This is a genomic window from Pseudomonas sp. FG86 (assembly GCF_057808775.1).
This window is the reverse complement of the sequence record NZ_JBMDIS010000007.1, coordinates 20,282-32,630: the sequence shown is the minus strand read 5'-3', so window position 1 is coordinate 32,630 and position 12,349 is coordinate 20,282. Positions and strand designations below refer to the sequence as shown.

Here is a 12,349-nt window from a genome sequence, read left to right as displayed (position 1 = left end):
GGTGCTTACAGCCCCCGCAATATATCGTCGCGTCCAGCCAAGCTGGCAGCTACGAGCCCGTCAGCAATAGCATCTGCTAGCTGATTAGTAGTCATATCTGGATAGGTTTCAATCAACCGATCCCGAAACTCTTCCAGGCTATGAACGGTGTCGAGCAGTTCCTTGATCTGCTCGACCATGTCATCCAGGTACACCCCTACAGTTCGCTCCATCGTCCGCACCTGGTTATCCACGATATCCCGCACTACTGCCGGTTTCGCGGGCGTTTGCTCTCTGTTGGCTGCCTGTGCCAGCACCGGGGTGGCAACAGGCGAAACAGCGCCCAGCAGTTCCGCACCTGCGGCCGGAGCCGGGATGTTGAGCTTGTCGCGGATAACTGACTGTTCAACCTTCAACCCAAGCGGTACCAATTTTTCCAACGCTTCGATCAAGATCTTGGCGTTTTCGGGCTTGGGTACGTCGAGGATCAATCGCGGATATGGACGACCAGGTGTAAAGTTCAGATCGCACCAAGGGCGCACAAAGTAGCGGTTCAGCGTATTGGATTCGGCCTTGGCATCGGCTTGCAGCAAGTCCAAACGAACTTCGTTATGGATCGTCGCCTGGGCCTGGCTGGAGCCATCGTCGGTGGACATCGTCTGACCGACCACGGCCTTGCTGACCTGCTTATCCCACCACTCGGCCAGGCCCCTGAAGAAGTCCCCGGCGCCGGTCACATTGGCCGCCTGGGTAAAGTCGATGCGCATACTGTCCGGGATCACCGCCGCCGCATCGCTGCCCAAATTCGCCACAGCTGACATCAGGGTGGCGATATCGTCCTTGCTCGCACCAGGCCCGTAGCGACCGACACGCATAGGCATGCCGAAGATGTCAGCGAAGCCCATCCAGTCCTTCCAAGTCCATGCCTTGCACATGTATCCCACCGCAGCCAGGCGCGCCAGACCACCCCGGATCGGCAGGCCCGAACGAATGCGCGGTAGGTGGACAATGAACTTGTACGGTGTCAAAGGAATGCCATCGACCATGTCGGTTTCATCCAGCAGCCGCAGTTCCCGGCCGGTGTCGCGGTCGAACTGGAAGAAGCGCTGGTCCCGTGGTTCAAAGCGCGATGGGTTCCAGGTCTTGCCGCTCCGATCCCACATGATTTCAGAGACGGCATAGCCCTTGCCCATGGCGTCGGTGAGGTCGGCTTGAAGCTCGCCGAACTCAGGGGAGTCGACTATTTCCTTGAGCTGGTCGGCGCGGCGTACATCTTCGGCATCGTCGCTGGCGGCTTCGATACGAATGGCTAAGCCGGACACAGCTAGCTTGCGAGTGCCTAACACCGAGGCGTAATGCAGATCCCGTTCTTCCATTTCCTCGGCAAGGGTCAAGTAGTCATGGGCGCTACCTTCTGCAGCCGCCTGCAGGATGGCAGCAAGTCGACCAGGTGTCAGGCCGCTTGCTACCGACTGGTGCCAAACCTGGCGAATGCCGGTGGTACGGGCTGCGGCCAGTTCTTCGGTGAGCTTGTCGTACTGGATCGGGCGACCGTATTGGTCGACGATTTTGGATTCAGCCATTACCAAATGCCTTTTGTGGAGCGCCAACCGGCGCCGATCTGGATCTCGCGATCATGCTGGGACGCGGGTTGGACTCGGTGATACTCGATGATCTCGACTTCCTGGCGGGAGGCGTAGTCGGCCAACACGGCGGCGATACCGGCGTCGCCGTGGCGCTTGGGGCCAGATCTTTCGCCTTTCTCGTTGGTGCGTTTTTCCGGGATACGGGCCACGCCCTTGACCATCCGAAAGGCGCGCACGTCGCTGACCACGTCCTTGTCGGCAGGGATGTCGTAGAACGTGTCGTCTTCCAGGGAGGCCTTGAACGGCGGCATGTTGTCGCGATACCAGCCCTCGGTGAGCATCACTCGCTCGATGCGGTTGAAGCCGAACTCGACGGCGGTGTCTTCCGACAGTTGCGAGCCGTTGCCCCTGGCGTCGTCAGCGCCTTTGAGGAAGTTGGGTAAGCGACGAATGATGTAAAACTTAATCTGGAGTTGTTGCTTGAACGGGACGTTACGCAGCTCGACCACAAAGGGCGTGCGTTTGCGCAGATTCTGTTCTTTGAGCAATGGCCAGAAGACCGAGAGGTCGCCGGAGCGGCCGAAGTCCATGCCATAGAAGCTCTGAACGTCCAGCGGAATCGCCGAAAGCAGCGGGAGCAAATGCTCTTCGCACCATTCCAGGGACTCGGCCAGGCGCAGGTGTTCGGCGATGGTTTCGTAACCCTGCGGGTACGCCAGGCGCAGTACCGGCACGTCGCGGTTACTGCGCTGCTCAACCAGCGCCATGCTGAGGAAGGCACCGCCGCCTTGAGACGGTACGCAATCCAGCTCCTCTTCAGCAGCATCGCCGTAGAAGTCGTAAACGTCCTGTACCCAGGCAGCTTCTTCCTCGGGCTTGTACTCAATGCCTTTGCGCAGGCAGACCCTGTTGTAAAGCCCATCAGATACGGCTTCGCGGAATGGGCAGCGGAACAATGCCCCCTTGCGCTTGCCTGCACGGATATCGTTGATCAGTTCATTGAAGGCGTTTTCGGTGCCGTCGTGCGTGCTGATCACATGGACTTCACCGCCCCAGATCAATAGCGCCAGTGCGGCTTTCAGCAGCTCGGCCAGATCCTGGTGGAACGCCGCTTCGTCGATCACGACAACACCCTGACGGCCCCGGAGGTTGGACGGTCGGCTGGTCAGCGCGACAATGCGGTGGCCGCTGGGGAAAACGATGGTGTAGGTCTTGATATGTTTGTCGGGGTCGCTGTCGGGCCAGATGCCTTCCTCGATCTCTTCCGCTGCGTAGTTGAAGGCTCGTGCCCACATGGCACAGGCCTGGATGTACTCCACGGTCATGTCCTGGTTGTAACCAAGGTAATAGACCGTCTGACCTGCGGCTGCTTTCTGAGCTGCTGCAACTAGAACATTATCTGCTGCTTCGGCCCAAGTAAGACCAATACGACGTGACTTTTCTCCAACTTTAAGGGGCGCTCGAATGCCAATCCATCGCTTCTGATACTCCAACAACACCGCAGGTGCACCATCTAAAACATTAGAAGATGTCATCGTCTCCAGTGGGGATACAGTCACACGACCTGCCGCTTCCGATGGGGGCTTCACGCTCTCATACCCCGAGTGCTAGGCTTGCGGTGCCAAATAATGTGCAAAGGAGCGCCTTCATGTTTGAATGGTTTTCGAGTGCTGTAGCAAGCGCAAACGCCGCAAAAGAAATAACTCAGTCTCTGCTCACCTTGCGTGACGAAGAACTGGTTCGAAGCCGGGTTTTTGATCTCACAAATAATCTCATGGAGCTGCAACAGCAGCTTATGAATGCGCAAGTTGAGCAAATGGGACTGGTTCAGCGAATTACTCAGGTGGAGGAGCAACTTAGACTTTCTCAAGCTAAAACTAATGTACTGGATCGTTACGAGCTGCAAACCGTAGGTGGGGGTAAGTTTGTATACGCCATGAAATCGGAGTACGCGGGGAGCGAGCCCGAGCACTTTTGCTGCACCAAATGCTTTGATGATGGAAAGCGCTCGATAATGAAAGGAGGTAGGCCTTATGGCGCTCAAGGCTGGATGAAATTTATCTGTCCTAATTGCGATTACAGTTTGGGCATCGATTTTGCATTTATTCCAGATAGCATGAAAAGCCGTTAGCTTAGGAGTCATCCGGCAACCCCCAGTATCTCTCGTCGGATCTCTGCAACTGTTGCTGCGTTTAGCCCGCCCTTTTGGGCGATCTTTTCGACTCTAGATGCTGCTGCCTCGGCCTTTTCCCGCCACTCGGACTGCCACTTCTTCTGCACGACCGACGCTTTGCCCAGTTCCGCCACGGCCTTGGCTACCTTGGGCAAGTCCATCTGGTCGCCGTCGCTCATCAGCAGCTTGAATAGATGTTCCTGGACCAGACGCATCAGCGCTTCGTTGACGGCACCTTCTTCATCCGGTGCCGCAGCCACCACAGCACGCGCCTGCTCGCTCGCCATCTTCAATGCCGATAACTTGGACTCAAAGTCCTGACCATAACGATGCAGCGCCGACTTGCTGATCGAAAAACCCTGGGTGGATAGCTCGCTCGCCAGGGCTTCGTAGTCGCTGAAATTGTTCTCGGCCAGGGCTTTGTCGAGCCAGGTTTTGACCGACTTCGGCAGACTGGCGACTTTGCTGCGCGGGGGCATGGCGTCAGCTCCAGTATTTTTCTGGGCGAGCTACGCCTGGATTGCATGGGATCGTGTACTCGGCAATGTCGACGCCGTAGTGGGTCAGCCCACAAACCCATACGCCACTCGGTTGCTTGTTCAGCGTGACCAGGCCACGGTCGGCAAGGTAGTCCAGTTCGCGCCGCAACTCCAAGCTGGTGGCGTCCGGGAAGATGCCCTGGATCGTAGACAGCACCACAGCTTCGTGGGGATCGACGGGGCGCGACGTGTTGAGCGTCAGGATGATGTACCAACGCAGGGATTCCCGGCGTACCTTGGCTTGATCAATGTTCATGGGCGTAGTCCTTTGAGCTGAACGTTTTCTAACTTGAGCGCCAGGCCGTCGAGCTTGGCTTCAATAATGGATTGATTGCGCACCCAGTCTTCGCGGCGGACGTAGTTCAAAGGCATTTCACCGCGAAGGCGCTCCAGCCCGATCTCGACCTGGCGCAAGCGCTCGCTGTCCTTGTCCACGATGGCGAAGCGTTGATCCAGGCGGCGCTCCATTTGCACCAGGAGCATTTTCATCACGCCGACAAACGCACCGAGGATGGTCACGGCGATACTGATCATCTGCCATACCGGCATTTCAAACGTCGCCATCAGTGCTTGCTCCTTTCGCGACGGGTTTGGCACTGCGCGCAGCGCTGCACACCGGGCATGGCCTGGCGTCTGTCTTCCGGGATGGGCATGTCGCAATCGGCCACCTGACAGAACTCGGCCGATGGGCCTGTTAATACTTCTTGCTGTGCCAAATGGGTCGCTAAAGCGCTTTCGTTGTGCAGGGTTTCCAACACGCTGGCGTAGTCACTTGCTTTCATTGCGGGTCCAATTGATCAGGCGGGTGAGCTGTGCCCGGCAGATTCCGTACAGCTCGCCATTGCGCACCTGGTTGGTCAGGAGTTGTTCCTGGGTGACGCCTGAGTCGAGGTCGTCAGCGGTTCCGGTTCCGCTGGTAGGCGCAGGAGTTCGGCCGGGGCCGTTCGGGGTTGGCATGCTGGCGGTGGGGGCAAAACCGTTGGCGGTGTTCCACACGCGGATAAAGCCAGTAGTGAACACAGCAACAGGCAGTGCCTCCGGCTTCGTATCCAGGGCGCGGCGATAGAGTTTGGTAACACGGGCGATATCTCCCTTTAGTCGGTCGGTGGTTTGACGCAGGCTTTCTTTAGCGTCGGCGAGTTGAGTTGCCAGCGCGTTGCCCTTGTCCTGTTCGGTGCGCAGCTCAGAGAGCGCGGTCTCTGCCGCCAATTGCCTTTCCTTGGCATAGACCTTTTGCAGCTTTTCGACGTCGGTTTGCCCTTGGGATTTAGCCAGGCTGTAGCCCTCGTCATAGCCGTCTTGCCGATTCAAATGCAGTCCATACACCACGATGGCGATCACGCCGACGTACCAGAGCAACGGCTTGACCAGGTCAAAGACACCTTTCATTGGCACACCCCTTGGCCCCACCCATCGCCGACGTACAGGGCTTCCCAGCGCAACAGGATCAGGCGCGGGTATTGACGGTTTTCCTTAAAGGCAGCGGCCGAGCGGCCGTTGTTGAACCGCTCGACAGAGTCGAACCAGGTCAGCGGATCGGCACCCTTAGCCGATGCCAGCTTGCGGTCTTTGATCACCCAGCCCAAACCGCCGTTATAGGCAGAAAGGATCAGCGCTCCTTGTTCGCAGGGGCTACGAGCCTGGATGCGGTTCGCCAGCCAGCGGTCATAGCTGACAAGCGCCTGCATGGACCAAACCGGGTTATACGGTTCGATCTTGCCGAGGGCCTTGGGGAACAACTCGGCGAGCCAGGTGGCGGTCGAGGGCATCACCTGGCCCAAGCCTTGCGCACCGACGGGCGATTTCGCGTTGAACTTCCAGCGGCTTTCCTGGTGGATCTGGGCGGCGAAGGTGGACACCGGGGCATCCAGGCCCCACTCGGCCTGGGCGATGCGGGTTAGATCGCGGCGATAGCGGTCGGCCTGGTCCGGGATCTTGGCCTTGGCGGGTGGACTGGCGGCTAACACCACGAGCAATCCCATGCACGCGGCAGCTATGTAGAGAAGAGAGCGAGAGCGCCGCATGTCAGAGCCCCAACGTCAGGCCGAGGACACAGCCCAGCACGACCAGGGCACGCCGGATGCCAGCCATGGAACGTTCGCAGCTGGGCACCATGTCCGGTCGGGCGTAGGGGAACAGCGCTCGATCCAGCCAGTAACCCAACACACAACCCAGCGTGACCAGGCCGCATTTATAGAGGACGACGGGCAGCTTTGTCGGGGCGACGATGGCCAGGCAGAACAGCAAGGCGATGGTGATCAGCGCCCAGAAGGTCATACGGGGCGTCCGGGGACGCCGCTTCGGTTCGGTGGAAGTCATTGGGATGCTCGCGGTGAGTGGATGGTGGCCCGCAGTGCGGCCAAGTGTTGAGCGGCGACCACGGCGTTGCCGGGTACATGGACGGGTGCCCGGTACTTGGCGAAGGTCGGCGTGATGGTTCTTACAGCGGGGCGCAACTTCTCTTGTTGGCGCACGTGCTGCTCGGTGCGGCCGTCAGCCTGTGCGATATGCAGTTGCACCAACTCCCGCCAGTCGGCCGGAACCTTGGCCCATAGCACCGCCCGCGCAGCATCGTCACCAGCGGAGAGAATGAGCTGGGCAAACTGGCGTGGCCATCGAGGTCGGGCGACTTTGGAGAGAGCGGGAGCGGAGTGCATGGTGCGAACCTGCCGTTGGGGGAACGGTGCCAGCTTCACGTATGGGGGTAATTGGTTGAGTATCAGCGGGGTTTAAGAAAAAGCCCCGCTCGGTGGCGGGGCTTGAAGTCACAAACGAATAAGTTGGGGCACGATAAACAGTGAGACTTTACATACAATCCAAGCAATCATCGGAAGGTAATTCGCCTTCAAGCGACTGGACCTTATGTAGAGATATACAGGTGGAATGAAGCACCACCAAATACTCGGCGGGTTGTGGCCTGCTTGATGAAACTTTCGAGAATCCAGGCCGCATAGGGCAATGACCACTACCAAACCGATGATAACGCCGACACTTGTGTTGATACCTAAATCAACAAATCCCAGTAGAGGCGACAGTGCCAGCAACCAAGCCCAGTGGTTTGATATTGAGTCCTTGTTTAATGGAGGCGGGAGTATCGTGACTTCCGCTTTTAGTTCGGTCGTTTCTATTGGAGCCCAGGTGTCCATCCCGGTCCTCCAAACAAGAGTCCCATGTCTGATTTTGCTGACTTTCAAAAGTTCTTTGATATCGCTTTCGGTGAACGGTCCTACGCGAGAGCCGCCATCGTCATAAAACCATAGCGCCTGGTTCATCAGTGAATACTCCTTCCTTGATCGTCTTCGTAGCCAAATAGGTCGGGCTCACTCTTTCGATGCAGCGCCCGTTGTCGGCGAATGATGTCATAAATTGTTTGGTTCGCAAGGTCGTACTTGCTGACCAGATCAGGGATCGGGGTGTTGTTATTTTTCCAATCCCGATAGATTTTGGCGTCCCGCAAGGCCCGCTTGAGTGCGTCACCCCGTGGCAAGTAAACCACTCGACCGCCCATCACAGAACAAATCGCAAAGACAACATGCCGGGCTAGTTCAGCGGCTTCCACTCCCGGCTTAATTTCGACCAGGAGCTTGGCCTCGGCAATTTCAACCATTTCCCGCAATGAGCCCTCCCAGCGGGATATAACCGTGGGATCTTGCATGTTCGCCAGTACTTTCTTGGCGTCCAGTTGATCGATGTCATCCGGGAACAGTTCTTCGTTCATCGCTCTGGCCTCGCGTGTCGGCGGGCATCATAGGTCAGCGCCGCAACCATTTTCTGAAGTTGTTGAGGGTTCAGCCATTCCACCCGCTCGACCTTGAACATGCGCAGGGCCATACCGTCGGCATAGGCCCAGGAACGCTTGGCCTCGGCGAGAAAGGCCTCTATTTTGCCCACAAGTTTTACTCGGTCTGGCGCCGCCGTCGGCGCTTTGCGACCTTGCTTCTTAGCCGGTGTAGGCTCCCAGCCCAAGCGGGCGAACTCGGCCAGTACAGCGCCGATCTGGTGGGGCGTCAGGTCTTTGGCCGAACGCGCACCCGCCACGCGGCTCAACAAGGCGCGGTAGGTTTCGTCATCCAGTCCAAGGTCCTTCTTGGCGATGTGGATCTTGCTCAATTGCAGGTTACGTGTAGTCATGGTCTTCCTCCTTTGATCAGTAGCTGGAACGCTGCCGGGTCGGTTCGAGACAGTGCGGCTACACCATGAATAGTCATCGTGAGCGCATGCTCTGTTTCGTCGAACTCCCCGGCAGTGCGGATATGTTCCAGCTCGTTTTGGGTGCCGCTGTAGATTTCCATCTTGAGCTTGCTGGCCCCCATAGCCAGGCGCTTATCACTCTCACGTTTGCGCTGGGCACGCTTTCGCTCTCGTGCCAGGCGGGTTTTGCGCTGCTTGGGTGTTTCGTCTGTCATGGGTGGCTGCTCATCAGTACCGGACAACCACGTCCGGCAGACCATCCCGGATGACCGGGACGGTTTCGCTTATTGAAGAGTTGTGGTGGTGGGTTGCCAGCGACAGGCAGGAATGGCACCCAACATCTTTTCGCTGGCAACCAAGTCGAACAGCTTGTTGAAGATGCGTACGGCTTCAGTCGAGTGAGGTGTTCCCAGGTGGGTAGTAGGTACACCTGTCATATCGACGGCGACCGAAGGTTTGCCGTTGTCGTCGCGGTGGTCTTCCAGGGTGATAGTTATCTTGGCCATGTGGATTCCTAGCGCTGCTTATGGAAGGTGATGTGATAGTCGCGAGCGACCTGGCGGACGTACTTTTCAGTCATGTGATGTTTGCGGGCGATCCATTTGGGCGAGTTGCCCAAGGTGGCATCGGCCATGATCAATGCCGCATGCTTGCGGACATCGTTGTGGGGACCGTCAACCTCGGCGGGCATTACGGTCTCCGGTGTTGCCACCGAGGTGGCAGGCGCAAACAGATGGGCATACACCGGCGACCGCTCCGGGTTAATGGTGAACGTCGCCGGGGCGCTGCTCATCTGGTGACCAACTTTCTGGACCTTGCCGCCGCGTGCCAGGAACTCCGCAGTCAGGCGGTCGAGGTTGGTGCGCTCGATGTCGTGTTGCGGCGAATGCATCGGCAACGGATCGCTTCGGGTGTCGTGATAGCGCTGCATGTCAGGCCCCCAATGCTCGGAAGCCAGACTGGTTGCTTTTGGCAAGCTGTTGGATGAAGTGGGCTACAGCGGTGATGCCTTCGCGCTGGCTCGCTGCCTCGGGCACACCAGGAACAAACAGCGTTTCGTTATCTAAGAGGGACAGACGCGCATTCACACTGACGATATCGCGGACTGTCTTTTCTTCGCCGATGGCGAGTGAAATGGCACCCTCTGGGAGACTGACGCCGAAGTCGATATGGCCCGACGCGAAGCAATAGGCAGTGATGGTTTTTTTCATCTCAGACTCCCGCAATATCTAGGCTGATGGGTTCGTACTGGTCGGTATCACCAACACGCTGATACACGCGGATGTAGGACTTGGAGCCAACCACCTGGCAGGCGTCGCCGATGGCTTGCATGGCGCGCTGCCAGCGTTCATCGGTAATTTCCATACGGCGCAACGCCAGGACGCGGGCTGTTCGGATGTCGCCTTTTTGGTCAGTCCGGAAGGCGTCATTTACCAGCGTGACCACTTCGGGGCGCGCCCCGGTGGTCCAGTCCCGCAGGCATTCGTCAATCAATGCCCGCGCAGCCTGCAGGCGTTCGTCGAAAGCGATGCTTTCCTGAACGGCACGCATGATCTTGAAACGCCCGTCGAAACTGATCAGGCTGACATTTCCCTTCTTCCCGCCGATCTGGGCGCCGTACTGCTCGGCGCTGAGTTCGACAAAGGCTTCAATATCACCGAAAGCCGAGGCCTTGAACTTCGCCAGCACATCGCTGGCGGCGCGGGCTTTTTCAACCAGACCGAGTACCAGGGCATCCCGCTCCAGGTCGATAGGCTTGATCAGGATTTCCGGGATCAGTCGCTTTTGCGCGTCGACGCGATAGCCTTCGGGAATAGTTTGTTGTTGTGTCATTGCAAGGTTCCTCAGTGGAGAGTCTGACGCGACCAGTCGGCAGGACGGGAGGCGCTGATGGGTTCGCGCCACTCCAGGGTCACGCCCTGGAATTGCACGTAGAAACGGGTGCTACCGGCCGTGCCATGGCGTTGATAGCCCTCGGTATGACCTAGGTTGATCAGGCGCTGACCTGCTTCCGGGGTGATCACCAGGCGGTTATCAGCCGGATGAAAGCCCTGCACACGAATGCCGTGAGCCTGCAAATTGCGGGCGGCGGCGTTGAACACTCGCAGACGGTCTGCCAGCGTTGGGGTCAGGACTTTCAATTGCGTGCGGTTAATGGAGGCGAGCATGGGCGTTCTCCTGGTTGCAGCAGTCGGGGTTGATTGGGCAGTGTTGGCAGGCGCGCCAGTGCTGCATGGCCTGCGGGTTGTGGGTAGGCGCGGGTTTTTCGCGATAGCTTTGGCATTGGTCTGTGGTGACCGTCTCGTCCAGGGCTACGCACTCAATGCGGCCGAGGGTTTCCATTACCCGCCGCTCGACACCGGCCGTGCTGGGCGATGCATAGCGGTTGGAAAGAATCAGGCTGACGGCCGTACGGCTCATGCCGATGCGCTGGCCGGCCTTGGTTTTGTTGGTGGCCGCAACCTCCGCAGCAAGCAGGCGCACAAACAGCGGCGCGTCCTGGCCCCAGGCCGCAAGATTGACCTGGTTCACTGGGCCACCTCCTGGTCAGCCTTTCGCCACACCACCTGATCCAAGTTCGGGTCGTAGACCTGATCGAAGTCACGCTGGTAGATAGGATGTTTGGGGCCGGTATACCGCGACGGCACCAGACAAAAGCGCGTTTTAACGCCTGGTGTTCCGCCTCGGCGAGTCACGTAGCCAGCCTTTGCCAGGCCCGACAAATAAACCTGAGCGCCATACTCGCTTATGGATACGCCGTTAACGCTGGCAGCGGCTGCGGCCTCGGCGGCGGTGAACTCCCCAAGGATGCGCAACGCCCGCCAGACGTTTTCTACACCACCTGCGTGGGTCGAACGCTTGCCGTGATGGTTGACCCGTGGCGCTTCGACGCCTTCGTCTTTGAGTAGCGTCCATTCGGAATCGCGGCGGTCTATGTTGCGGACTTTGCTGACAATTCCGGCCTTTTCCATATCTCGGAAATAGGCACGTACGGCCTGATCGTCTTGGTTCGATTTGCGCGCAACAGCGTAGGTTGTCAGTGCTTTAGGTCCGGCGTTGACAGCGCGGATAGCTTCCCAAATGTATTGGCGAGGGGACTTACCGCCCACCATCACCAAATCAGCTCTGGCTCTAGGCATCCCTCAAACCCTCCGCACGGGCGCTTCGCCGGTAAACCAGCTGTCGGAGCCCCAGCTAGCCAGGTCAACACGGTCAATGCAGCGGGCGCGTGCTTCGCTGTAGACCTTGTAAAGGTTGACCGCCACGCGACGCAGGCAGCCATTCACCTTCTTGCGCAGGTCATCCAGCAAATCATCGGCGAAGTGCAATTCCGGGTAGCTGGACTCGGCCAGGGCGCGCAGATCGTCGAGGGTGGCTCGCTGTGCAGGCACCCACTCCAGCACTCGGTTGTGCAGGCGCTCCAGCTTCGCCAGGCTACCGGGCACACGTTCTTCGCCGATCAGGACAATGGTCCCTTCGCTGGCGTTGTAGATGTCGGTCAGGACGTTAGCTACGGCCTTTTCGAGCAGGTATTGCACGTCATCGATCAGCAGCGGGCGCCCGCTCTTGGACAACTGCTCGGCGATCTGGTCGACCATCACCGACATGGTTGGGGCCGGTTGGATGCTCATTTCGCGAAGGATGGCGTGCAGGAAAGCCTTTTTGCTCCAGGTGTCGCGACACTCCACGTAGTAGGCACGGTGCTGGTTTGCGGCGAAGGCAGCGCCAACGCTTTTGCCCAGGCCGCTTGCGCCGTACATCACCACCAGGCCAGGCAATCCGGCTGGACGGTTGTGGGTGCGTGCAATGGCGGCAGACAAAAGGCCGACGTTAGTCAGGGGAACAATCTTGGTAACACTCATAATTCGACTCCTAAAGGT

The 12,349-nt window shown here is 58.4% G+C and carries 23 protein-coding genes and 1 other RNA gene; 1 reads left to right on the top strand and 23 read right to left on the bottom strand.

Annotated features, from left to right (window positions below):
* Nucleotides 1-5: 5 nt before the first annotated feature.
* Together ACODSV_RS06730 and ACODSV_RS06725 are read right to left on the bottom strand one after the other, a co-directional pair.
* Nucleotides 6-1,562 (bottom strand): DUF935 domain-containing protein, encoded by a 1,557-nt coding sequence (locus tag ACODSV_RS06730; RefSeq protein ID WP_150055154.1) that lies wholly within the window; start codon nucleotides 1,560-1,562, stop codon nucleotides 6-8.
* Nucleotides 1,562-2,890 carry a hypothetical protein gene (locus ACODSV_RS06725; RefSeq protein ID WP_263398866.1) on the bottom strand — a complete coding sequence of 443 codons (1,329 nt, stop codon included), beginning with the start codon at nucleotides 2,888-2,890 and terminating at the stop codon, nucleotides 1,562-1,564. Before ACODSV_RS06725 ends, ACODSV_RS06730 begins: the two co-directional genes overlap by 1 nt.
* Nucleotides 2,891-3,213: 323 nt before the next feature.
* On the opposite strand from ACODSV_RS06725, the gene ACODSV_RS06720 reads away from it, so the two are divergent.
* On the top strand, nucleotides 3,214-3,696 hold the full coding sequence (locus ACODSV_RS06720; protein ID WP_150056243.1) for a hypothetical protein: 483 nt from the start codon (nucleotides 3,214-3,216) through the stop codon (nucleotides 3,694-3,696).
* Nucleotides 3,697-3,704: 8 nt separating this feature from the next.
* Here ACODSV_RS06720 and ACODSV_RS06715 read toward each other — a convergent pair whose 3' ends face one another.
* From ACODSV_RS06715 to ACODSV_RS06615, 21 genes are all read right to left on the bottom strand, one after another.
* Nucleotides 3,705-4,217 (bottom strand): DUF3486 family protein, encoded by a 513-nt coding sequence (locus ACODSV_RS06715; protein ID WP_150056242.1) that lies wholly within the window; start codon nucleotides 4,215-4,217, stop codon nucleotides 3,705-3,707.
* A 4-nt stretch (nucleotides 4,218-4,221) separates the two neighbouring features.
* Complete coding sequence (locus ACODSV_RS06710) at nucleotides 4,222-4,533, bottom strand: hypothetical protein (RefSeq protein ID WP_150056241.1); 312 nt, start codon at nucleotides 4,531-4,533, stop codon at nucleotides 4,222-4,224.
* Nucleotides 4,530-4,841, bottom strand: a complete 312-nt coding sequence (locus ACODSV_RS06705; protein ID WP_150056240.1) for a hypothetical protein — start codon at nucleotides 4,839-4,841, stop codon at nucleotides 4,530-4,532. The genes ACODSV_RS06710 and ACODSV_RS06705 overlap by 4 nt, the downstream gene beginning before the upstream one ends.
* Complete coding sequence (locus ACODSV_RS06700; RefSeq protein WP_150056239.1) at nucleotides 4,841-5,059, bottom strand: TraR/DksA C4-type zinc finger protein; 219 nt, start codon at nucleotides 5,057-5,059, stop codon at nucleotides 4,841-4,843. Before ACODSV_RS06700 ends, ACODSV_RS06705 begins: the two co-directional genes overlap by 1 nt.
* On the bottom strand, nucleotides 5,046-5,666 hold the full coding sequence (locus ACODSV_RS06695) for a DNA-packaging protein (protein ID WP_150056238.1): 621 nt from the start codon (nucleotides 5,664-5,666) through the stop codon (nucleotides 5,046-5,048). The genes ACODSV_RS06700 and ACODSV_RS06695 overlap by 14 nt, the downstream gene beginning before the upstream one ends.
* Nucleotides 5,663-6,259: a transglycosylase SLT domain-containing protein gene (locus tag ACODSV_RS06690; RefSeq protein WP_150056237.1), complete on the bottom strand. Its 597-nt coding sequence runs from the start codon at nucleotides 6,257-6,259 to the stop codon at nucleotides 5,663-5,665. Before ACODSV_RS06690 ends, ACODSV_RS06695 begins: the two co-directional genes overlap by 4 nt.
* 43 nt (nucleotides 6,260-6,302) lie before the next feature.
* Nucleotides 6,303-6,554, bottom strand: coding sequence for a putative holin (locus ACODSV_RS06685; RefSeq protein ID WP_083263058.1), 252 nt, complete (start codon nucleotides 6,552-6,554; stop codon nucleotides 6,303-6,305).
* A 38-nt stretch (nucleotides 6,555-6,592) separates the two neighbouring features.
* Nucleotides 6,593-6,934, bottom strand: coding sequence for a hypothetical protein (locus ACODSV_RS06680; protein ID WP_150095479.1), 342 nt, complete (start codon nucleotides 6,932-6,934; stop codon nucleotides 6,593-6,595).
* A 108-nt stretch (nucleotides 6,935-7,042) separates the two neighbouring features.
* Nucleotides 7,043-7,549 carry a DUF4339 domain-containing protein gene (locus ACODSV_RS06675; RefSeq protein WP_150056235.1) on the bottom strand — a complete coding sequence of 169 codons (507 nt, stop codon included), beginning with the start codon at nucleotides 7,547-7,549 and terminating at the stop codon, nucleotides 7,043-7,045.
* Nucleotides 7,549-7,995, bottom strand: coding sequence for a Mor transcription activator family protein (locus ACODSV_RS06670; RefSeq protein WP_150056234.1), 447 nt, complete (start codon nucleotides 7,993-7,995; stop codon nucleotides 7,549-7,551). The genes ACODSV_RS06675 and ACODSV_RS06670 overlap by 1 nt, the downstream gene beginning before the upstream one ends.
* Nucleotides 7,992-8,408, bottom strand: a complete 417-nt coding sequence (locus tag ACODSV_RS06665; protein WP_150056233.1) for a gp16 family protein — start codon at nucleotides 8,406-8,408, stop codon at nucleotides 7,992-7,994. Before ACODSV_RS06665 ends, ACODSV_RS06670 begins: the two co-directional genes overlap by 4 nt.
* Nucleotides 8,405-8,683: a hypothetical protein gene (locus tag ACODSV_RS06660; RefSeq protein ID WP_150056232.1), complete on the bottom strand. Its 279-nt coding sequence runs from the start codon at nucleotides 8,681-8,683 to the stop codon at nucleotides 8,405-8,407. Before ACODSV_RS06660 ends, ACODSV_RS06665 begins: the two co-directional genes overlap by 4 nt.
* Nucleotides 8,684-8,754, bottom strand: an RNA gene (locus ACODSV_RS06655) — hammerhead ribozyme type II.
* Complete coding sequence (locus ACODSV_RS06650) at nucleotides 8,753-8,974, bottom strand: hypothetical protein (RefSeq protein ID WP_150056231.1); 222 nt, start codon at nucleotides 8,972-8,974, stop codon at nucleotides 8,753-8,755. The genes ACODSV_RS06655 and ACODSV_RS06650 overlap by 2 nt, the downstream gene beginning before the upstream one ends.
* Before the next feature lie 8 nt (nucleotides 8,975-8,982).
* Nucleotides 8,983-9,399: a hypothetical protein gene (locus tag ACODSV_RS06645; RefSeq protein WP_150056230.1), complete on the bottom strand. Its 417-nt coding sequence runs from the start codon at nucleotides 9,397-9,399 to the stop codon at nucleotides 8,983-8,985.
* A 1-nt stretch (nucleotide 9,400) separates the two neighbouring features.
* On the bottom strand, nucleotides 9,401-9,679 hold the full coding sequence (locus tag ACODSV_RS06640; protein WP_150056229.1) for a host nuclease inhibitor protein: 279 nt from the start codon (nucleotides 9,677-9,679) through the stop codon (nucleotides 9,401-9,403).
* Between the two features lies 1 nt (nucleotide 9,680).
* Entirely contained in the window at nucleotides 9,681-10,301 is a 621-nt protein-coding gene (locus ACODSV_RS06635) for a DUF3164 family protein (RefSeq protein WP_150056228.1), read from the bottom strand.
* Nucleotides 10,302-10,312: 11 nt separating this feature from the next.
* On the bottom strand, nucleotides 10,313-10,636 hold the full coding sequence (locus ACODSV_RS06630; RefSeq protein WP_150056227.1) for a hypothetical protein: 324 nt from the start codon (nucleotides 10,634-10,636) through the stop codon (nucleotides 10,313-10,315).
* The gene (locus ACODSV_RS06625; RefSeq protein WP_150056226.1) at nucleotides 10,620-11,000 is read right to left on the bottom strand and encodes a hypothetical protein; all 381 of its coding nucleotides are present in this window, start codon (nucleotides 10,998-11,000) and stop codon (nucleotides 10,620-10,622) included. Before ACODSV_RS06625 ends, ACODSV_RS06630 begins: the two co-directional genes overlap by 17 nt.
* The gene (locus tag ACODSV_RS06620; RefSeq protein WP_223817928.1) at nucleotides 10,997-11,608 is read right to left on the bottom strand and encodes a hypothetical protein; all 612 of its coding nucleotides are present in this window, start codon (nucleotides 11,606-11,608) and stop codon (nucleotides 10,997-10,999) included. Before ACODSV_RS06620 ends, ACODSV_RS06625 begins: the two co-directional genes overlap by 4 nt.
* Before the next feature lie 3 nt (nucleotides 11,609-11,611).
* Nucleotides 11,612-12,331 (bottom strand): AAA family ATPase, encoded by a 720-nt coding sequence (locus ACODSV_RS06615; RefSeq protein WP_150056225.1) that lies wholly within the window; start codon nucleotides 12,329-12,331, stop codon nucleotides 11,612-11,614.
* Nucleotides 12,332-12,349: the final 18 nt, after the last annotated feature.